The 18811-nt window shown below is 63.7% G+C and carries 22 protein-coding genes; 13 read left to right on the top strand and 9 right to left on the bottom strand.

Annotated features, from left to right (window positions below; all coding sequences use genetic code 11):
• Positions 1 to 12: 12 nt before the first annotated feature.
• Positions 13 to 993, bottom strand: a complete 981-nt coding sequence (locus PVW46_RS07915) for a membrane dipeptidase (protein WP_069209917.1) — start codon at positions 991 to 993, stop codon at positions 13 to 15.
• Here PVW46_RS07915 and PVW46_RS07910 point away from each other — a divergent pair.
• The 3 genes from PVW46_RS07910 to argF all read left to right on the top strand — a co-directional run bounded on the left by PVW46_RS07910 (position 992) and on the right by argF (position 4512).
• Positions 992 to 2113 (top strand): acyl-CoA desaturase, encoded by a 1122-nt coding sequence (locus PVW46_RS07910; RefSeq protein ID WP_274575496.1) that lies wholly within the window; start codon positions 992 to 994, stop codon positions 2111 to 2113. The genes PVW46_RS07915 and PVW46_RS07910 overlap by 2 nt on opposite strands.
• Positions 2114 to 2330: 217 nt before the next feature.
• Positions 2331 to 3512 (top strand): aspartate aminotransferase family protein, encoded by a 1182-nt coding sequence (locus PVW46_RS07905; protein ID WP_069209906.1) that lies wholly within the window; start codon positions 2331 to 2333, stop codon positions 3510 to 3512.
• Between the two features lie 73 nt (positions 3513 to 3585).
• The gene (argF, locus tag PVW46_RS07900) at positions 3586 to 4512 is read left to right on the top strand and encodes an ornithine carbamoyltransferase (RefSeq protein WP_069209905.1); all 927 of its coding nucleotides are present in this window, start codon (positions 3586 to 3588) and stop codon (positions 4510 to 4512) included.
• 73 nt (positions 4513 to 4585) lie between these two features.
• Here the strand turns inward: argF and hrpB are convergent, their stop codons facing one another.
• Entirely contained in the window at positions 4586 to 7045 is a 2460-nt protein-coding gene (hrpB, locus tag PVW46_RS07895; protein ID WP_069209904.1) for an ATP-dependent helicase HrpB, read from the bottom strand.
• 110 nt (positions 7046 to 7155) lie between these two features.
• Between hrpB and meaB the strand changes: the two genes are divergently transcribed.
• From meaB to PVW46_RS07875, 4 genes are all read left to right on the top strand, one after another.
• Positions 7156 to 8136 carry a methylmalonyl Co-A mutase-associated GTPase MeaB gene (gene meaB / locus PVW46_RS07890; RefSeq protein ID WP_069209903.1) on the top strand — a complete coding sequence of 327 codons (981 nt, stop codon included), beginning with the start codon at positions 7156 to 7158 and terminating at the stop codon, positions 8134 to 8136.
• 225 nt (positions 8137 to 8361) lie between these two features.
• On the top strand, positions 8362 to 8649 hold the full coding sequence (gene rpmB / locus PVW46_RS07885) for a 50S ribosomal protein L28 (RefSeq protein WP_043136807.1): 288 nt from the start codon (positions 8362 to 8364) through the stop codon (positions 8647 to 8649).
• A gap of 105 nt (positions 8650 to 8754) precedes the next feature.
• A complete protein-coding gene (locus PVW46_RS07880) occupies positions 8755 to 9102 on the top strand; it encodes a hypothetical protein (RefSeq protein ID WP_069209902.1) in 348 nt (115 codons plus the stop codon).
• Between the two features lie 43 nt (positions 9103 to 9145).
• Positions 9146 to 9637, top strand: coding sequence for a copper chaperone PCu(A)C (locus PVW46_RS07875; RefSeq protein WP_069209901.1), 492 nt, complete (start codon positions 9146 to 9148; stop codon positions 9635 to 9637).
• A gap of 32 nt (positions 9638 to 9669) precedes the next feature.
• On the opposite strand, the gene PVW46_RS07870 is transcribed toward PVW46_RS07875, so the two are convergent.
• Positions 9670 to 10368: an NAD-dependent deacylase gene (locus PVW46_RS07870; RefSeq protein WP_274575494.1), complete on the bottom strand. Its 699-nt coding sequence runs from the start codon at positions 10366 to 10368 to the stop codon at positions 9670 to 9672.
• Between the two features lie 46 nt (positions 10369 to 10414).
• Between PVW46_RS07870 and PVW46_RS07865 the strand changes: the two genes are divergently transcribed.
• A complete protein-coding gene (locus PVW46_RS07865; protein ID WP_069209899.1) occupies positions 10415 to 10864 on the top strand; it encodes a low molecular weight protein-tyrosine-phosphatase in 450 nt (149 codons plus the stop codon).
• On the opposite strand, the gene PVW46_RS07860 is transcribed toward PVW46_RS07865, so the two are convergent.
• A complete protein-coding gene (locus PVW46_RS07860) occupies positions 10855 to 11034 on the bottom strand; it encodes a CTP synthetase (RefSeq protein ID WP_069209898.1) in 180 nt (59 codons plus the stop codon). The genes PVW46_RS07865 and PVW46_RS07860 overlap by 10 nt on opposite strands.
• Before the next feature lie 140 nt (positions 11035 to 11174).
• Here PVW46_RS07860 and PVW46_RS07855 point away from each other — a divergent pair, with 140 nt between their 5' ends.
• Both PVW46_RS07855 and PVW46_RS07850 read left to right on the top strand, forming a co-directional pair.
• Positions 11175 to 12038, top strand: a complete 864-nt coding sequence (locus PVW46_RS07855) for a DUF1353 domain-containing protein (protein WP_069209897.1) — start codon at positions 11175 to 11177, stop codon at positions 12036 to 12038.
• A gap of 93 nt (positions 12039 to 12131) precedes the next feature.
• Positions 12132 to 12410: a hypothetical protein gene (locus tag PVW46_RS07850; RefSeq protein WP_043136631.1), complete on the top strand. Its 279-nt coding sequence runs from the start codon at positions 12132 to 12134 to the stop codon at positions 12408 to 12410.
• Between the two features lie 15 nt (positions 12411 to 12425).
• On the opposite strand, the gene PVW46_RS07845 is transcribed toward PVW46_RS07850, so the two are convergent.
• The 5 genes from PVW46_RS07845 to PVW46_RS07830 all read right to left on the bottom strand — a co-directional run bounded on the left by PVW46_RS07845 (position 12426) and on the right by PVW46_RS07830 (position 16770).
• Positions 12426 to 12749, bottom strand: coding sequence for a hypothetical protein (locus PVW46_RS07845; RefSeq protein ID WP_069209896.1), 324 nt, complete (start codon positions 12747 to 12749; stop codon positions 12426 to 12428).
• Positions 12750 to 12968: 219 nt separating this feature from the next.
• Complete coding sequence (locus PVW46_RS07840; RefSeq protein WP_139132329.1) at positions 12969 to 13655, bottom strand: hypothetical protein; 687 nt, start codon at positions 13653 to 13655, stop codon at positions 12969 to 12971.
• The gene (locus PVW46_RS28735; protein ID WP_083242341.1) at positions 13618 to 14187 is read right to left on the bottom strand and encodes a Panacea domain-containing protein; all 570 of its coding nucleotides are present in this window, start codon (positions 14185 to 14187) and stop codon (positions 13618 to 13620) included. Before PVW46_RS28735 ends, PVW46_RS07840 begins: the two co-directional genes overlap by 38 nt.
• Positions 14180 to 15985, bottom strand: a complete 1806-nt coding sequence (gene lepA / locus PVW46_RS07835; RefSeq protein ID WP_043136640.1) for a translation elongation factor 4 — start codon at positions 15983 to 15985, stop codon at positions 14180 to 14182. Before lepA ends, PVW46_RS28735 begins: the two co-directional genes overlap by 8 nt.
• Positions 15986 to 16149: 164 nt before the next feature.
• Positions 16150 to 16770: a hypothetical protein gene (locus tag PVW46_RS07830; RefSeq protein WP_069209894.1), complete on the bottom strand. Its 621-nt coding sequence runs from the start codon at positions 16768 to 16770 to the stop codon at positions 16150 to 16152.
• A gap of 196 nt (positions 16771 to 16966) precedes the next feature.
• Between PVW46_RS07830 and PVW46_RS07825 the strand changes: the two genes are divergently transcribed.
• The 3 genes from PVW46_RS07825 (at position 16967) to PVW46_RS07815 (ending at position 18810) form a co-directional block, all read left to right on the top strand.
• A complete protein-coding gene (locus PVW46_RS07825) occupies positions 16967 to 17158 on the top strand; it encodes a hypothetical protein (protein WP_069209893.1) in 192 nt (63 codons plus the stop codon).
• Positions 17159 to 17492: 334 nt separating this feature from the next.
• Positions 17493 to 18290, top strand: coding sequence for a Hint domain-containing protein (locus PVW46_RS07820; RefSeq protein ID WP_069209892.1), 798 nt, complete (start codon positions 17493 to 17495; stop codon positions 18288 to 18290).
• Positions 18291 to 18456: 166 nt separating this feature from the next.
• Complete coding sequence (locus PVW46_RS07815) at positions 18457 to 18810, top strand: hypothetical protein (RefSeq protein WP_043136648.1); 354 nt, start codon at positions 18457 to 18459, stop codon at positions 18808 to 18810.
• The last annotated feature ends 1 nt before the right edge of the window (position 18811 follow it).

Genomic DNA, 18811 nt, shown 5'->3' with positions numbered 1-18811 from the left:
TTTCAGGCCGGGTCAGGCGGGGCCAAAGCTCGTCTCGTAGAAACGCAGCCAGTTGCCGCCCAGGATGCCATCGGTCTCGACCCGTGAAAAGCCGATCTCTCGCAGCCCGTCGCGGATATTGTCCCAGTCGCGATTGTCCTGGAACCAGTCCGGCATGGGCGGGAACCCGGGCGCCGAGGCAGAGCCTTCGCCGTAGTCCATGTCCTTGGTCCAGCGGCCCACGCGCATCCATTCGACCACGCTGTCCGGCTGGTCCTGGCACAGGTCGCTGCCCATCCCGAGGTTTTCCGCCCCGTAGCGGTCGGCGGCCTCTGCCACCATCTCGCAGAACCCGGTGAGCGAACAGTTCGTGCCGCCCGCCAGGTGATGCGGGTACAGGGAAAACCCCAGCATTCCACCGGAGTTTGTCAGCGCGCGCAGCACCGCGTCCGACTTGTTGCGCAGGGCAGGGTGCCACCAGTCGGGATTGGCATGGGTGATGGCGATGGGGCGGGTGGACTGGTCGATCGCCTCCAGGGTCGAGCGTTCGGCGGAATGGCTCATGTCGATGACCAGGCCGACGCGGTTCATCTCTGCCACCACGGCGCGGCCCATGCGGGTCAGGCCGATGTCCTCTTCCTCGTAGCAACCGGTCGCCAGAAGGGACTGGTTGTTGTAGGTCAGTTGCATGAAGCGCACGCCCAGCTGGTGCGCAATCTCGACGAGACCGATGTCGTCCTCGATGGGCGAAGGGTTCTGAAAGCCGAAGAAGACGGCGGTGCGGCCTGTCTCCTGCGCCTCGCGTACATGCGCCGCCTCGGTGCCGCGCAAGATCAGGTCGGGGAAGCGTTCGAACCAGCGGTTCCAGCGTTCGAGGTTCAGCACCATCTCGCGGAAACTCTCGTGGTAGGCAATGGTGACATGGATCGCGTCCACCCCGCCGGCGCGAAGCTGGCGAAAGACCTTTTCCGAGAAGTTGCAGTACTGCAGGTTGTCGATGAGAGGCGCTGTCATGACGATGACGCTAGCCGCGCGGGCCGTGGCGCGCAATGCCGTCCGCATTGCCCCGGGGTTTCCCCTTCGTCCCGATGGTCCGGACCGGCGTTCGGCGGAATCCCGGACTTGCCTTGAACACAGGCCGGGGCCGATCCTGAGGCAGACACATCAGAAAGTGCAGGTTGCCATGTTCCATGCCACGCAGGGCCCGGCCGTGGGCGCAAGCCCGGCCCCGAGGATCGAGGTTGTCGCGAGCGAGCGGGTAAGGCCCCTTCCGGGCACTGACCCTTGCGCGGGCCGTATCCACTGGGCGCCGGGCAAAAGCGCCTGGTGGTTTGCACATGCCCTGGGCGGTGTTCTGGCGGTCACGGCTTTCCCGTCGTGGAGTGGTCTGGCCGTGTTCCTGGTGCTGACGGGGATCACCATTTGCGCCGGCCACTCCGTCGGTATGCACCGCTTGTTGATCCATCGCAGTTTCGAAACCTCAAAGCCTGTGGAATACCTGCTTGTCTGGTTGGGTGTCCTCGTCGGCATGGCAGGGCCTTTCGGCATGATACGTGCCCATGACATGCGCGACTGGCACCAGCGACAGGCCAACTGCCCACCGCATCCGTCACACGGCGCCGGGCCTCTGAAAGACGCCTGGTGGCAGATGCACTGCGAATTCCGCCTCGCCCATCCGCCGGTTTTCGAGATCGAACCCGAGATTGCGCAGGACCCGGTCTATCGCTGGATGGAACGCCTGTGGTGGGCACAACAACTGCCCGTTGCGCTGGTGCTGTTTGCCGTTGGTGGCTGGGGCTGGGTGCTTTGGGGGGTGTCGCTGCGGATCGTGGTCTCGCTGACTGGACATTGGGCCATCGGCCACGCGGCCCACAAGGGCGGGCAGCAGGACTGGACCATCGACGGACTGCCGGTGCAGGGGTACAACCTGCCGGGTCTTGGCCCGATCACCTTCGGCGAGAACTGGCACGGCAATCATCACGCCTTTCCGCATTCCGCTCGGCTGGGCGTCCTTCCGGGGCAGTCGGATCCGGGCTTTCGCCTTATTCAGGCGCTGGATTGGTTGGGGCTGGCCAGCGGTATCCGCCTGCCGCACAGCGCCCCGCCGCGCACCGGCCTGCGGCGGCTGGACTGAGGTGCCTGCGTTTTATCGCTTTTCTTTCTTCGGTGATCCGTCTATCTGCGCAGCATGATGCACGCGATCCGAACCCGACGAGCCTGAGCTCACTGTTCCCCGCGCCCTGACAGGGCGTGACGTCCTGCGTCTTTTCTCCCTTCAAAACATGGCCCTTCTTGACTTGGCCCCCGGGCCTTGCCACCAATCGGGCTTCCACACTTTCGAGGACTGCGACATGATCCCCTCCGTTCTGCCCACCTACAACCGCGCGCCCCTGCATTTCGTGAAGGGCGAAGGCTGCTGGCTGACAGAGGAAGACGGGCGCCGATTCCTGGACCTGGGCAGTGGCATCGCCGTCAACGCGCTGGGCCATGCGAACCCGGAGTTGGTCAAGGCGCTGACCGACCAGGCGGGCAAGCTCTGGCATGTCTCGAACCTCTACGAGATCCCGAACCAGCAGGCGCTGGCCGACAAGTTGGTGGAAACCAGCTTTGCCGATACGGTGTTTTTCACCAATTCGGGCACCGAGGCCTGCGAACTGGCGGTCAAGATGGCGCGGAAATACTGGTACGAGAAGGGCCAGCCGGAAAAGACCACGATCCTGACCTTCGAGGGCTGTTTTCACGGGCGCTCCTCTGCCGCTATCGCGGCCTCCGGGTCGGAAAAGATGGTCAAGGGGTTCGGCCCGGTGCTGGGCGGATTCAAGACCCTGCCGTGGGGCGATCACGACGCATTGCACGCCGCCATCGACGAGACCGTGGGCGCGATCCTGATCGAACCGGTGCAGGGCGAGGGCGGCATTCGCGTCCTGCCCGACCAGTGCCTGAAGGGGCTGCGCGCGTTGTGCGACGAAAAAGGCATCCTGCTGATCCTCGACGAGGTGCAATGCGGTGTCGGCCGGACCGGACGGCTGTTCGCGCATGAATGGTCGGGGGTGGAACCGGACATCATGATGGTCGCCAAGGGCATCGGCGGTGGCTTTCCGCTGGGGGCCGTGCTGGCCAAGGAAGAGGCCGCCTGCGGCATGACTGCGGGCACGCACGGCTCGACCTATGGCGGCAACCCGCTGGGCTGTGCCGTGGGCAAGACCGTGATGGACATCGTTTCCGACCCGGAATTCCTTGACGGGGTACGCGCCCGGGCGGGGCTGCTGCGGCAAAAGCTCGAAGGCTTGGTTGCGGCGCATCCGGATGTCTTCGAGGGCGTGCGCGGCAGTGGTCTGATGCTGGGCTTGAAATGCAAGGTGACAAACCTGGACGTGGTCAAGGCGGGCTATGACGCCGAGGTCATCACCGTGCCGGCCGCGGACAATATCGTGCGCCTGCTGCCGCCACTGAACATCACCGAGGACGAAATCGGCGAGGCGCTGAAACGGCTCGACGCCGCGGCTTCTGCCGTTACCAAGGCCTCTGCCTGAAACCGGTCTTTGGCCGAAAGGGACATCGGGGGTGGCGCCCGCCGCCCCCCCGAATTGCAAGAAGAACAATGACATGAACCATTTCCTGGATATCCACAAAACCGACAAGGCCGCCTTGCGGTCGATCATCGACCAGGCCAAGTCGATGAAATCCGCCCGCAACGGAAGGCCCAAGGCCGCCCCCGACGACGACCAGCCGCTGGCCGGACGCATGGTGGCCCTGATCTTCGAGAAACCCTCGACCCGGACGCGCGTCTCCTTTGACGTGGGTGTGCGCCAGATGGGCGGGCAGAGCATGGTGCTTTCGGGCAACGAGATGCAGCTGGGCCACGGCGAGACCATCGCCGACACTGCCCGCGTTCTGTCGCGCTATGTCGATCTGATCATGATCCGGACCTTCGATGAATCCGTGCTGGAAGAGATGGCGGAATACGCCAGCGTGCCGGTCATCAACGGGCTGACTGACCGCACACACCCCTGCCAGATCATGGCGGATGTGCAGACCTTCGAAGAGCATCGCGGCCCGATCGCGGGCAAGAAGGTGGTCTGGTGCGGCGATGGCAACAACGTCTGTGCCTCTTTCCTGCACGCCGCCGGTCAATTCGGGTTCGACCTAACCTTTTCCGGCCCGGTTCAGCTGGATCCGGAAATGGAGTTCGTCGGCTGGGCGCGCAACGAGGGCGCGACGATCACCATCGAGCGCGACCCGATGCGTGCGGTCGAAGGCGCAGACCTGATCGTCGCCGATACCTGGGTGTCGATGCACGACGCGCAGAGCGCCAAGGAACGGCGCCACAACATGCTGCGCCCCTACCAGGTCAACGCCAGGTTGATGGAAGCGGCCAAGCCGGATGCGCTGTTTATGCACTGCCTGCCCGCGCATCGCGAAGAGGAAGTGACATCCGAGGTCATGGACGGTCCGCACTCGGTGATCTGGGACGAGGCGGAAAACCGTTTGCACGCGCAGAAGGCCATCATGCGCTATTGCCTGGGGGCCTGAGGGCGGGGCCGGCCGGCGCCCCGGCTGCTGCCGCGCCTGCGCGCGTCAGCGGCCCACCCGCCAGCCACGCCCGTCATGTCCCGCGCGGTTTTGCCCGCAGCGTGGGGTCGGCCTGTGTCGGGTCCTCGGGCCAGGGGTGCCTGGGATAGCGTGCACGCATGTCCTTGCGCACGTCGGCATAGGACCCGGACCAGAAGCCTGGCAGGTCCATCGTGGTCTGTACCGGACGCTGCGCGGGCGACAGAAGGGTGATCCGCAGCGGGGTACGCCCGACCATTGGATGCACTGTCTGGCCAAAGAGCTCTTGCAGGCGCAACTGAATTTCCGGGTGCTCGCCTGAATAATCGATCGGCACCTTGCGCCCCAGCGGCGTGGTGAAATGCGCCGGAATGCCTGCGTCCAGCGCCTGAGTCTGGGTCCAGTCCAGCCGCGCACGCAGGGCCGGCAGCAAGTCAAAGCGTTTCCAGTCGGCGGCGGTGCGGACGCCGCCCAGGAAGGGCAAGAGCCAGTCTTCGAGCGTTTCCATCAGCGCCTCGGGGGACATGTCGGGCAGGTCTTGCCCGGCTTCGCGGGCGAGGGCCACACGGGCAGTAAACCGTCGGGCGGCATCTGACAGGGGGATCCCCAGGTCGCGTACCCCGTCCAGCATGGCGCGGGCCACGGCCTCCTCCGGGGCGTCCTTCCAGATGCGGTCATCCAGCGCGATGGCCCCCAGCCGTTCCTGCTGGCGGGCGATGACACGGCGGTCGCGCCTCGACCATTCGCAGAGGTCGTGCCACGCGATCCGGTCGGCAAAGAGTGCGCGCACCTCGGCCAGGGAGATCGCGATGGCTTGGCGAATGCGCGCCTCGCGCAGGTTGCCGTCCGTATCGGTGACGACGATCAGTCGCTCGCCTGCCAGCGGGTCGTGATCCTCCATCACCGCGCCCTTGCCGCCGGACAGCTGGAAACGGGCAGCCTCGCCCTTGCGGCGCAGACCGATGCGATCGGGGTAGGCCAGGGCGGCCATTTCGGCGTCACTGAAATCCTGCGCCTTTTCAGAAGGTTTGTCGCGCTTCCTGATGCTTTTCGAGAGGCGTTTCGCCTCTGCGCGGATGCGGTCCAGGGCGCCACGATTGATCTGCTCGGGCCTGCGCTCGGAAAATCCGCCCGGATCGCGCAGCGCATCGAGCCGCAGAGCGAGGTCTGTGGATGCCGATGTGAGCGGATCGCGATCAGATAAGAGTGCAGCCAGATTTGCCGCCTTTGCACCCCCCAGAGTCATCATATGTGCAAGCCGAGGGTGAAGTGGCAATGTGGATAAGATCCTGCCGTGCGCGGTGATCCGGTTTTCGTCGTCCAGCGCGCCGAGGAATCTGAGCAGGGACTGGGCTTCGGCGAACGCGCCTTCGGGTGGGGGCGTAAGAAAAGGCATTTCCGCCGGATCGGCGCCCCAGAGCGCGATTTCCAGCGCCAGCCCCGCCAGGTCCGCGGCCTCGATTTCCGCGGGCGGATAGGGTCTTAGCCCGCCTTCCTCACCTTTGGTCCAGAGCCGGTAGGCAATCCCGGGCGCGACGCGGCCTGCGCGCCCGGCGCGCTGGGTCGCCTCGGCGCGGGTGACACGTTCGGTGACCAGCCGGGACATGCCCGAACCGGGGTCGAAGCGCGCCCGGCGGGCCTTGCCGCCGTCCACGACCACGCGAATGTCTTCGATCGTCAGCGAGGTTTCGGCGATTGATGTCGCCAGAACCAGCTTGCGACCCGACCGTTCCGGGCGGATGGCGGCACGCTGCGCGGCAAGATCCATCGCGCCGAAGAGCGGACGCAGAAGCGTGTCCTTGGGCAGGCGTGATTTCAGCAGGGCCTCGGTCCGGCGGATCTCGCCCTCTCCGGGAAGGAAGGCCAGGATACCCCCCTCTGTCTCGTCATGGGCCTGCAGGATCAGGTCGGCCATCGCCTGGTCCAATCTCTGCCGCTTGGGCAGGGGGTGCGGCAGCCAGCGGGTGTCGACCGGAAAGCTGCGTCCCTCGGAGGTCACGACGGGCGCCTGCATCAGGTCGGCCACGGGCTGCGCGTCCAGCGTCGCCGACATGGCCAGAAGCATCAGGTCATCGCGCAGGGCATCGGCGATTTCCAGGCAGAGCGCCAGCCCGAGGTCGGCGTTCAGGGATCTTTCGTGGAATTCGTCGAAGAGCACCGCACCGATGCCGGTCAACTCCGGATCGGACTGGATCATGCGGGTCAGGATGCCTTCGGTCACAACCTCGATCCGGGTTGACTTCGAGGCCTTCGATTCGCCACGGATGCGATAGCCGACGGTCTGGCCGGGGTCCTCACCCAGTTGCTCCGCCAGCCGTTGTGCAGCGGCCCGCGCGGCAAGGCGGCGGGGTTCCAGCATGACGATCTTGCCGGATGTCAGGCCGGCCTCAAGCATCGCCAGAGGCACGCGCGTCGTCTTGCCCGCGCCGGGGGGCGCTTGCAGCACCGCGCGGGAGCGATCACGCAGGGCAGAGATCAGCCTAGGCAGAGCGTCTTCGATGGGCAGTCTGGTCATGGGCGCGTTATGAGCGACCACGGGGCGCTTGGAAAGTGGGCGCCTGGTGAGAGGTCTGACAGCGACGTCGCGGCTCTGGACTTTTCCACGCGGGCGCGGGAAATGGGCACATGGATATCGAGGATCTCAAGACCCGCATCCTGGCGGGCGAACGGCGTGCCCTGGCGCGTGCCATCACGCTGGTGGAAAGCGGGCGGGCGGATCACCGCGCGCAGGCGCTTTCCTTGCTTGAAGCGTTGAAGGGGCATGGCCGCGAGGCGCTGCGCGTCGGCCTGTCGGGTACGCCGGGCGTCGGCAAATCCACCTTCATCGAGGCCTTCGGCATGATGCTGACGGCGCAGGGACTCAAGGTCGCCGTGCTGGCCGTGGATCCCAGTTCGGCGCGTTCGGGCGGGTCGATCCTGGGGGACAAGACGCGGATGGAACGGCTGAGCCGGGACAAGAACGCCTTTATCCGCCCCTCGCCGTCGCAATCGCAGCTGGGCGGGGTCGCGCGGCGCACGCGCGAGGCTATCGACCTCTGCGAGGCGGCGGGATTCGACGTGGTGCTGATCGAGACGGTGGGCGTCGGCCAGTCCGAGACGATGGTGGCGGAAATGTCCGACCTGTTCCTGCTGCTGCTGGCACCTGCCGGTGGTGACGAGTTGCAGGGGGTCAAGCGCGGCATCATGGAGATGGCCGACATCCTGCTGGTCAACAAGGCGGACGGGGCGCTCAAGACCACCGCCGTGCGGACCTGCGCGGACTATGCCGGGGCACTGCGCCTGTTGCGCAAGCGTCCGCAGGACCCGGAGGGCTTTCCGAAGGCGATGACCGTTTCGGCGCTGGAGGATTCGGGCCTGGTGACGGCCTGGGAAGAGATGCAGTCCCTCGCCGATTGGCGGCGTGAGACCGGGCAATTCGCGGGCCGTCGCGCCGAACAGGCGCGATTCTGGTTCGAAGCCGAAGTCCGTGAGCGCCTGCTGGCACGGCTGAAGCGGGAGCCGGTCAAGGGGGCGATGGAGGCACTTGCGCGCGACGTCGAGGCAGGCGGGCTGACGCCTTCGGCGGCAGCAGAGGAGCTGTTGCGCGACTACCTGCAGATGGGATGAGGCCGCCATGCAGGCCGCGGGACGAAAGCCTTGCAACAGGGACTTGACGAAACCCGCGCATCTGCATATGCACCGTCAGACCAGATTCCGGGCGCCCCCCGAATAACCAAAACGGGCGGCGCCCTTTGATATTGGCAGGGTCTTCGATTCGTTTGAACCGGGGTACGCTGCAAGGATGAGACCGGCGGGGCAGAGGCCTTGCCACCAGTGGATGAGGACGAAGCGATGTCGCGTGTCTGCGAACTGACCGGCAAGGGCCCGATGGTGGGCAACAATGTGAGCCACGCCAACAACAAGACCAAACGGCGTTATCTCCCGAACCTGAACGACGTGACCCTGCAGTCCGAGACGCTGGGCCGCGGCATCAAGCTGCGCATCACGGCGCACGCGCTGCGTTCGGTCGACCACCGTGGCGGCCTGGACAAGTTTCTGGCCAAGGCGAAAGACGTCGAGCTTTCGGATCGCGCCCTGAAGGTCAAAAAAGAGATCATGAAGGCACAGGCCGAAGCCTGAAGCTTTCCTGAGGGACAGTGAATACAGCCCCGTGGCCCCGGCCGCGGGGCTGTTTCCTTTTGTCGCTTTGGGGCGCCCGGGCAGGGCGTCTATATCATCGAAGCGATGCTGAAACTCCGGCCCTTCATAGGCGTCTTGCTGGCGATGGTGCTGGCCCTCACGGGCCTGTCAGCCGCCTATGCGCGCGGGCAGGCGGACCCTGCGGGCAGCATCGTGATCTGCCGTGGCCTGACCGTCGTGACGGTTCTCGTGGACGCGGACGGTCAACCGGTCGAGCCTCCGCATATCTGCCCGGACGCGGCAACGGTGCTGTTCGTCGAGACCGGTGTCACCACGTTGCCGCCTGCCCTGGCGCTGACCTGGCGCACCGTGGATTGGGAGCAGCCAGAGACGATTCTGGCCGAGCAGGCAAATGCTCAAGCCCGGGCCCGGGGACCTCCGCGTATTCTCTGACTGACAGACCACATCACTGACAGAGAATACCGAGGATATTGAAATGACCCTGAAAACCCTCTTTGCCGGCGCCTGCGCGCTGGCCCTTGCCACGCCTGCCTTTGCCGAAATCGTCGTCAAGGACCCCTACGCCCGCAGTTCCGGACCGCTGGCCAAAGCCGGGGCCGCCTTCATGATGATCGAGAACACCGGCGCGGAGGACGACCGGCTGATTGCCGCAAAGTCCGACATTGCCGTGCGGGTCGAACTGCACACGCACAAGGATATGGGCGAAGGCGTCATGCGCATGATGGAAGTCGAGGAAGGCTTTCCCGTGCCCGCGGGTGGTGCGCACATGCTGCAACGCGGTGGCGATCACGTCATGTTCATGGGGCTGAAAGGTCCGATGGAACAAGGTCAGACGGTTACCGTGACGCTGACCTTTGAAAAGGCGGGCGACATGGTCGTCGAAATTCCCGTCGATCTTGAACGCCAGCCGAAGCAAGGCATGGGCCACGGTATGGGTCACGGCGCCGGCATGGGCGCCAGCAACTGAAGATGTGATGGGGCAGGCCTTGTGGGCCTGCCCTACACCTGTCGCGCCAGCAGACTGTCCACCCAAGGGGGGACGACCTCTGTCGCCTTGCCCATGCAGTGCCTGGTAAAGGCCCATGACACCTCGGTCCGTTCCAGGTTCAGTTCCACGGTTTCCGCCCCGGCGAGCGCGGCTTCGACGACGAAACCTGCCGCCGGATAGACCTGTCCAGAGGTTCCGATAGCGGCGAATATCGCACAGTCCTGCAAATGTTCTGCGATCTCGTCCATGTGATAGGGGATCTCTCCGAACCAGACCACGTCCGGTCGGGTCGCGGGGGCGGCACAGGCGGGGCAGGGGTCCTCGGGCAGCATCGTCTCTGGTGCGGCCCAGCGGAAACCGCAGGCCGCGCAGAGCGCCCCGGCCAGCGTACCGTGCATGTGGACCGCTTCGCCGCCAGCGCTTTCATGCAGCCCATCGACGTTCTGCGTCACAAGAATCACCTCGCCAGGCCAATACTGTTGCAGGCGGGCCAGCGCTTCGTGGGCGGCATTCGGCGCGGCACCTGCGGATTGACTGCGGCGGGCGTTGTAGAAATCGTGGACGAGGGAGGGGTTACGGGCAAAGCCTTCGGGGGTCGCCACGTCCTCGATCTTGTGTTTCGCCCAGAGTCCGTCTTCGTCGCGGAAGGTACCCAGCCCGCTCTCCGCCGAAAGCCCGGCGCCGGTCAGGATGACGATCTTGCCAGTCATATCCTCGGTCCTTGCCCTGTTCCCCACGGCTCGCTAGGACCGTGACATGGCCCATCGTATCCTCTTTGTCTGCCTCGGCAACATCTGCCGGTCCCCCTCTGCCGAAGCGGTGGTCCGGGCGCTTGCAGAGGCGCGCGGCATGGCGGTGGACCTGGACAGCGCAGGGACCGGGCGCTGGCACATCGGAGAGCCACCCTATGCAGCGATGCAACAGGCAGCGCTTCGGCGGGGATATGACCTGTCTGCCCTGCGTGCGCGGCAGGTCACGGCGCGCGATTTTGCGCGTTTCGACCTGATCGTCGCGATGGACGGGCAGAACCTTCGGGATCTGCGCGTCATGGCGCCGGCAACGGGCGGGGCAGAGCTGCGCCTGATGACGGACTACGCCCCATCACTTGGCACCGACGAGGTGCCCGATCCCTATTACACGCGTGACTTCGACGGGACTCTGGACCTGATCGAGCGCTGCGCCGAGGGTCTGTTGGATCAGTTGTAGAGCTGACGGGCCACCAGCCAGGACACCGGCGCGGCGACCACGAACCCGGCGATGGCGGCTGCGAGGATCGGGTAGAGCGTGTCTTGCCCTGAAACCAGCGCGACAATGATGAAGGTCCCCGCCAGGGAGGTTGAAATCAGGGAATAGAGAAGACTGGCAAGACGAAACATGAAACCCTCCGGACGTGCTTGTTTTCGCGACACATATCCGGAACCGCATGCGAAATCCTTGATCTGGGTCAGGCGCCGCTTGATCGGGATGGACGACTCTCGTAGGTTCGCGCCATCGTATTTGATCCAATGGATAGACCATGCGCAAACTTGCCCTTCTGTCGGCCTGTGTCCTCGCCGTGGCGGGATGCGACCCGACAACCTACATCGCCCAGAGCAGCCGCGCCGAGGCGCCCGAGATTTCCTGCCTGACCCAACCGCAGGGGGGCTGCAGTTTCAGCCAGTCGCCGCTGCGGGTCCTCGACGAGCCGGTTGAGCTGCCGCGGCGCCCGTACAAGTTCTTCCCAACCGCCGATCCGCTGAACTTCGTCGATGCACATGGAAAATCCTGGAACGCTCCGCCGCGGACACTGACGGATGGTGCGTCGATCCCCAAGATCTTCATCAGCATCGTCGGCGATCCGACCTCGCCCGAATACATCAATGCCGCGGCCGTGCATGACGCCTATTGCGGTGTCGGAAACGAACGCGGGCCGATGTTTCACCGCGCGAAATGGGAAGACGTGCACGTCATGTTCTATGACGGGCTGATCGTCGGCGGTACGCCAGAGATCCGTGCCAAGATCATGTTCGCGGCGGTCTGGCTGGGCGGCCCGCGATGGGCCGATCCCAGGGGCGCGGTGGTCTCGACCCAGGGGCAGGGGGCGGCACGCGGGCCGTCCTTCCACAATCCGCTCGACGCGGTCCCAACCTGGGAGAAGCAGGAGGCGATGCGCAAGGCCAAGCGCTATATCGAGCGCAACCGCCCGCCACTGCCGCGGTTGATCGCCTACCTGCGCCGGCTTGAGAATGACCTGGTGCGCAACCAGATGCCCGCCCCGGAGGATGAGTTCCAGCACTACGGCGATGAAGGCTATTATTTCGACTTCATCCTGGATGATCCGGCGACGGGCTATGACTATCCCGAGGTCACCGATCCTGGTCTGGGCACCGGCGGAACCTGACCCGATCGGACGTCTGGCCTGATCCGGATCAAGGTCACCCGCGTGGTCCTGGCCTATCCTCCTCCTGATGTGCGTAGATCCGGGAGGGGAAAGATGATCACGCTGGACGATATCGAGGACATGACCTGCCTGACACGGGAGGAGATCGAGGCCGTTGCCGAACATGACCGACTGCCGGACGTCAGCGCCTCCTGCCTCGCCGAATACATGATGCACCAGCATCACGGTGCCGCGAAGGTGCAGCAGATGATCTGCGAGGACATCCGCGAGGCGCTGCACCGGGGGGACAAGGCGCATGCCAGGGAGCTTTACGGCGTGCTGCACCATTTCCTGAAAGAGCACCCCGACGCGGCGCGCGGCGCCTCGGCCTGAGGGGGTATTCGCGGGTCAGGTGCCGGGGCAGATATAGACGATGGTCAGCCCCGGCCCGTCCAGCGACAGCGCATAGCTGGTGCCAGTCTCGCCCCGGAAGGGGCTGGGCCGCGGTTCGCTGCTGGGGGCGGGGCCGGGCAGGCTCTGCCCGCTGCTGGCATGGATCACCACCTGTCCGGGACCAAGATTGTAGAGCGTCCAGGTATGCGTGGGCGCCAGTAGCTGGATGCGCTGATCGGGGCTTTTCAGGTCATGCCCGATACACTCCCCCGGTTCCTGCGCGGCCAGCGAGCCGGGCAGGGCGAGGGTAAGCAGGGCGAGTCGAAGGGGCAGTCGCATGAGGCCGGGACATTAGGGGTTTGCGTGCCCGGGGCAAAGGGGGGATTCGGATAGGTCGAGTGGTACCTGGGGATGCTGTGGACGGGGTAGTGAGAGGGTGTCGGCGTTGGGAGTCCGCGACGGAGTAGGGAAGAAAGAACCCGCGCTTCGGTCCGGCGGTGTGGCGGGCTGAAGCCCGCCTTACCTGCGGCGCATGGAGCCGGGCATGGGCTAATGAGGCTACGCCTCAGCCGCGTTGGCTTCGCGCCGGTCCCTGAGGATCATCTCCCAGATCGAGTACGTTTCTTGGATTCGCTGGAGGATTTCCTCCAGGTCAAAAACCGGTTCGCCGTCCAGATACTCAAAAATCGCCCTCCGCTTGCCGTTTGTGGTTCTAGGGACACGGAGCAATGCAGCCTGAGCATTGCGCAGATCGCCAATCAACGCCGTATGGTGGATCAGGGACTTGATAAACTCTTTGCCCTGAACCGAAAGGGTCATAGACGAGCGGGGGTCAAGATGAAGAACATAGCCAATACCGTCTTTGACTGCAGCGACATCAGCGCAGTATTGTAGTGTATCGACAGACAAGCGTAATGGCTCTGGCGACACTATCCGGCCCGTGACTGAGTTTTCGTTCCGCCATTCGATTATGGCGTTGGCCACGGCAAGGCAGGATTTAGTCTGCGTTGGTCCTGACTTGCAGTTTTTACGAATTTGATCCAATAGAGCAGCATCGGACCCGGCAGGAAGGTGGCCAAACAATGGTGCTTTAGCCAAGAGCAGCTTTGGCAAAGCATCTACGACCGGTTTGTATCCCCAACGAACATTTGGTTCTTCAATTCGGAGGAGTCGTTGGTGTCGTTTCTCGAGGGGCAGAACAGAGATGTTAGCGACTTCGATTGAAGTCAGGCGGATGATCTTCATACAGGGTCTCCTGCGACTGGTCTACATCGTCAGCCGCCAAGATATGGCGGTTGAACCCCTCCCGGATCACATTATCCGGTATGATGACCTGTGACGCAAGGTTAACTCTGGCGCTCTCCCAAACAGAGTGCCACGGGCCTTTGGCCGCATGAGATTTTCTTCTGAGCTGTGAGGCGGTTAGCGCCCGAAGTTGAAGAACTGTTTCCGCAATGTGTGTGCGACGTTTTGTGTCATTGGGGCCTAAGATTACAGTGACTTCACCAGTAATCAAGTCGACTGATTCGGCCTTATGAGATATCGGGTTGGAGCCGTATCTCTTGAATTCTCGGTACATCAAAGGATGTACTGGTCCGTGTTCCCAAGCCTCGAAGTATCCCTCGCACAGCTTTTCGTTGAAAGAGACTAGGTACTTTCCATACGAAAAGTACGCCAATTTCTGGAGTTCTAGATTTGTAGTCTCATATCCGAAGTGTTCTCGGATTGAGAGAATGTAATTAGCTAAGGCCCGTGGATCTAAAGGTCTTTCACTCATCCATCTTCAACGCTGAAATAAACGCCTCTTGCGGGATCTCCACCTTCCCGAACTGGCGCATCTTCTTCTTGCCGGCCTTCTGCTTTTCCAGCAGCTTCTTCTTCCGGGTCGCGTCGCCGCCGTAGCATTTCGCCGTCACGTCCTTGCGCAGCGCCGACAGCGTCTCGCGCGCGATGACCTTGCCGCCGATGGCCGCCTGGATCGGGATCTTGAACATCTGGCGCGGGATCAGGTCCTTGAGCTTGGCGCACATGGCGCGCCCGCGCATCTCGGCCCGATCACGGTGCACCATCATCGAGAGCGCGTCCACCGGCTCATCGTTGACGAGGATCTGCATCTTGACGAGGTTGTCCTCGCGGTAATCGGTGATCTCGTAATCAAAGCTGGCGTAGCCCTTGGTCACCGATTTCAGCCGGTCGTAGAAGTCAAAGACCACCTCGTTCAGGGGCAGGTCGTAGACCGCCATCGCCCGCCCGCCAACATAGGTCAGGTCTTGCTGCAGCCCGCGCCGGTCCTGGCAGAGTTTCAGCACGTCGCCCAAGAACTCGTCCGGCACCAGGATCGTCGCCTTGATGCGCGGTTCCTCGATGTGGTCCACCTTGGAGGGGTCGGGCATGTCGGCCGGGTTGTGCAGGTCGATCCGCTCACCATCGCGCATGAAGACGTGGTAGACGACCGAGGGCGCGGTGGTGATCAGTTCGATGTCATATTCACGCTCGATCCGGTCGCGGATGACCTCGAGGTGCAGAAGGCCGAGGAAGCCGCAGCGGAAGCCGAAGCCAAGCGCGGCCGAGGTTTCCATCTCGTAGGAAAAGCTGGCGTCGTTCAGGGCCAGTTTCTCGATCGCGTCCCGCAGGTCCTCGAATTCCGAACTGTCGACCGGGAACAGGCCACAGAAGACCACCGGGATCGAGGGTTTGAAGCCCGGCAGCGGTTCGGCGCAGGGTTTCTTGTCATGGGTGATGGTGTCGCCGACCTTGGTGTCGCGCACCTGCTTGATCGAGCCGGTGAAAAAGCCGATCTCGCCCGGGCCCAGTTCCTTGACGTCCTGCATGGCGGGGCGGAAGACGCCCAGCTTGTCGACGCCGTACTTGCCGCCGGTGCGCATCATGCGGATGTTGTCGCCCTTTTTCAGGGTACCGTCCATGATCCGGATCAGGACGACGACGCCGAGGTAGGGGTCATACCACGAGTCCACCAGCATCGCCTTGAGCGGCGCGTCCGGATCGCCGCCGTGGGGCGGGGGCAGGCGCTTGACGATCGCCTCGAGCACGTCGGGGATGCCGATGCCGGTCTTGGCCGAGATCAGGCAGGCGTCCGAGGCGTCGATGCCGATGACATCCTCGATCTGCTCGGCCACGCGCTCAGGCTCGGCGGCGGGCAGGTCGACCTTGTTCAGGACCGGGATGATCTCATGGTCGGCGTCGATGGCGGTATAGACATTGGCCAGCGTCTGCGCCTCGACGCCCTGAGAGGCATCGACCACCAGCAGCGAGCCTTCGACCGCGCGCATGGAGCGGGAGACCTCATAGGCAAAGTCGACGTGTCCGGGGGTGTCGATGAGATTGAGGACATAGGTGTTGCCGTCCTTGGCCGGGTAGTCGATGCGGACGGTGTTGGCCTTGATGGTGATGCCGCGCTCGCGCTCGATGTCCATCGCATCGAGAAGCTGAGCCTTCATGTCGCGTTCGGCGACGGTTCCGGTCAGCTGGATCAGCCGGTCGGCCAGGGTGGATTTCCCGTGGTCGATGTGGGCGACGATGGAGAAGTTGCGGATGCGGGACAGGGGTGTGCTCATGAGGTGCGATATGCTGTGGAACAGGGGTTTGGTCAAGTGGGGATGGGAGAGAGCGACCTTGGCGCGGTGGGGCTGACAGGGCGCAAAGCAGCGACTGCGCACTGGTGCTTGTCGACCCCGGTTTCCTGCCGCGCATAGGTGGCAGTCCCCGCGGTCAATGACCTTCAGAAATCCCGCCGCAATGGCTCATTCGCCGCCCAGGCCTTGCGATCCATGATGTAGGGTGTTTCGCCGAAATCCACGGCCCAAGTCTCGACGATGAATTCCTGCCCTGTGTCCTTCTGATAGATCGAGGCGACCGTGTGGGTCCAGAATTCGCGCGTCATGAAACCGATCGTGACGCGTTGGCCGGGGCGGTGAAAGCGCAGGTCGCCAGCATCGTCCAGCATCTTCAGGTAAACGGCGGTGTTGACCATTTCGTCGACGCAGTCCTGCGCCTTGACGCCCATTTGCAGGGTCGATCCGGCCCTGTCGCTGTCATATCCCGTCTTGCGTCCCACCACGACTTCCAGCTGGCGCAGGGTCTCGGCCAGGGCGCGGCGCTCGGCGCCGGGGGTGCGCGGGCGGCTGCGCAGAGGGGCTCTGGCACTGGACCATTCGGCCGGGCTTAGCGAAACGGCGACGCGCTTGCGGCAGTTGTGGCTGCCGCAGACATGGAAGGCAGAGGGCTTGGGATTTGTCACGCCAAAGTGCTGCCGCGCGCGGTCGAGGCCACCGCCATCGACGTCGCAACCCGTCATACCGAATGTGCCCAGGAGGCAGGCCAGCAGAGCCAATCGCCGCATCTTCGAGGGTCCTTCTTTGCCGGAGGTGTCTTGGCAAACGGACATCCCGGGGGCAACGCTGCACGACCCATGTGACGCGGGGATGGTGAGAAATGGCAACAGGTTGCAGCGGCGGAATGGCACCTCTGTGGGATTTCCGGACTGTGTCGCCGCAATTCGCGCCCATAGGGTCCTCACAGGTGATTGGAGAAGTTTGATGACCCGTATCGTTGCCCTCGCCATTTTTGTCCTTGCCGGCCTCACGGCCATTGCAGTCGAGGCCGCTCCGGAAGCACGCGAGACCACGGATCGAAGCGCCCGGATCGACGGGTTTGCCGGGGCTTCGGGAACGGGCAAATCCGTCGCGGGCGGCTTTGCCAGCGACGGCGGCCTTGGCGGGACGCGCTGATCCCGGGCTTCTGCTTGTTCCGGTCACGTTTTGATCTGCCGTCGAGAAGCATTTTGTATAGATTTCTCAACGATCCGGGCGCGGAAACGTGCGAAGCTCCTGTCCCGACAGGCGCTTTGACAAATGGTTCACGCATTCAACTCGAACGTGCGGCGCCGCGTCAAATTCTCGGTGCCCGGGTTGACATGTGATGTCTTTTGCCAAATTTTTTGTGGGTGTGTTCATCGGGATCTGGGTTTGAAAAATGGCAACGTATGACGCGGGTGGGTATTGGTCATATTCAGGTTCAGCGGGGCTGGCCACGTATTCGTCATCCACCGGCAGCGGCGTCAATTTGGATGATGGCGAGGCAAACGGTACGTTCGAGGTCGGGGACATTCTGATTGGCTCTGACAACGCCTTTGTCGGGACCATCGAGGTCCCGCTCGTGGCGGGCGGCACCATGTGGTTGCCGGTGACGCACAATGGGACCTTCAGCCATATCTGGATCCCTGAAGGCATGAACCTGGGTGACTTCGATGAGCCCAGGACTTTTCGCCTTTTGGACTTGAACACCAGCGATTTCCCGACCTGCTTTCTGGAAGGCACTGGGATCGATACGCCCGAGGGCACCGTGGCGGTTCAGGATCTCGAAATCGGCCAGGTGATCTGTACGGCGACCGGAACGACGAAAGTCAGGTGGATCGGTCGCCAGACGCTCTTTCCCCGGTTCCAGCCCGCCGAAAGGGTGAGGCCCGTCCGCCTCTGTGCCGACGCGCTGGGCCGGGGTGTGCCCCGGCGCGATCTTCTGCTTACTGCCGATCACGCGCTGCACATCGACGGGCTACTTATCAATGCCTCGGCGCTGGTCAACGGCACCAGCATTCTCTGGGAGCCGATCGAGGCCCTGGGAGACAGTTACACGATCTATCATGTGGAAACCGAGGCGCATGAGCTGATCCTGGCTGAAGGCGCCGAGGCGGAAAGCTATATCGACTATGTTGCGCGCAGCTGTTTCGACAATTACGCCGAGTACCTGGAGCTATACGGCGCGGACACCGGAATCACCGAAATGGACTTGCCGCGGCTGAGCGCGGCGCGCCTAATGCCGGAAAGTGTCAGGGTGCGTCTTGAAGGTCTGATGGCGGCCTGACCGTCAAGACGCCCCCTGACGCTCTGGGGACAAATAAGGGCGGGCAATGTTTGTCCCTGAATGCTGGTGGATTCTTGAAGCTGACGGGCAAATCGCGCATGATGCGCCCGAGGGCAGTGCCGGGGCAGACGGAAAATCCGCGTCCGGGCAACGAGAGACAGGTGAGATGAAGCAAGCAGTTATTCTGGCTGCCTGCCTTGGGCTGGCAGCCTGCGGTGGCGGAACAGCATCCAAACGCAGCTATGGGGCAGCGCCGCAGGTGCGCATCAGTTCGGGGCCGATCGCCGATGCCTGCGTGGCGGCGGGCCGACAAGGGGCGACGCGACGGTTGTGCGGATGCGTGCAGGGGGTCGCGGACCGGGATCTTTCGGTCTCGGATCAGAGAATGGCGGTCTCGTTCTTTTCAGACCCGCACCGCGCACAGGAAATCCGCCAATCGGACAACCCGAGGCACGAGGCCTTCTGGCAGAAATACAAGGCCTTCGCCGCCCGCGCCGAACAGGTTTGCCGCGGACAGTAAT

The sequence above is a fragment of the Mameliella sp. AT18 genome, assembly GCF_028807275.1.
GTDB classification, from domain to species: domain Bacteria; phylum Pseudomonadota; class Alphaproteobacteria; order Rhodobacterales; family Rhodobacteraceae; genus Antarctobacter; species Antarctobacter albus.
Note: the sequence above shows the minus strand (reverse complement) of the source record. Positions and strands in the feature narration are given on the sequence as shown.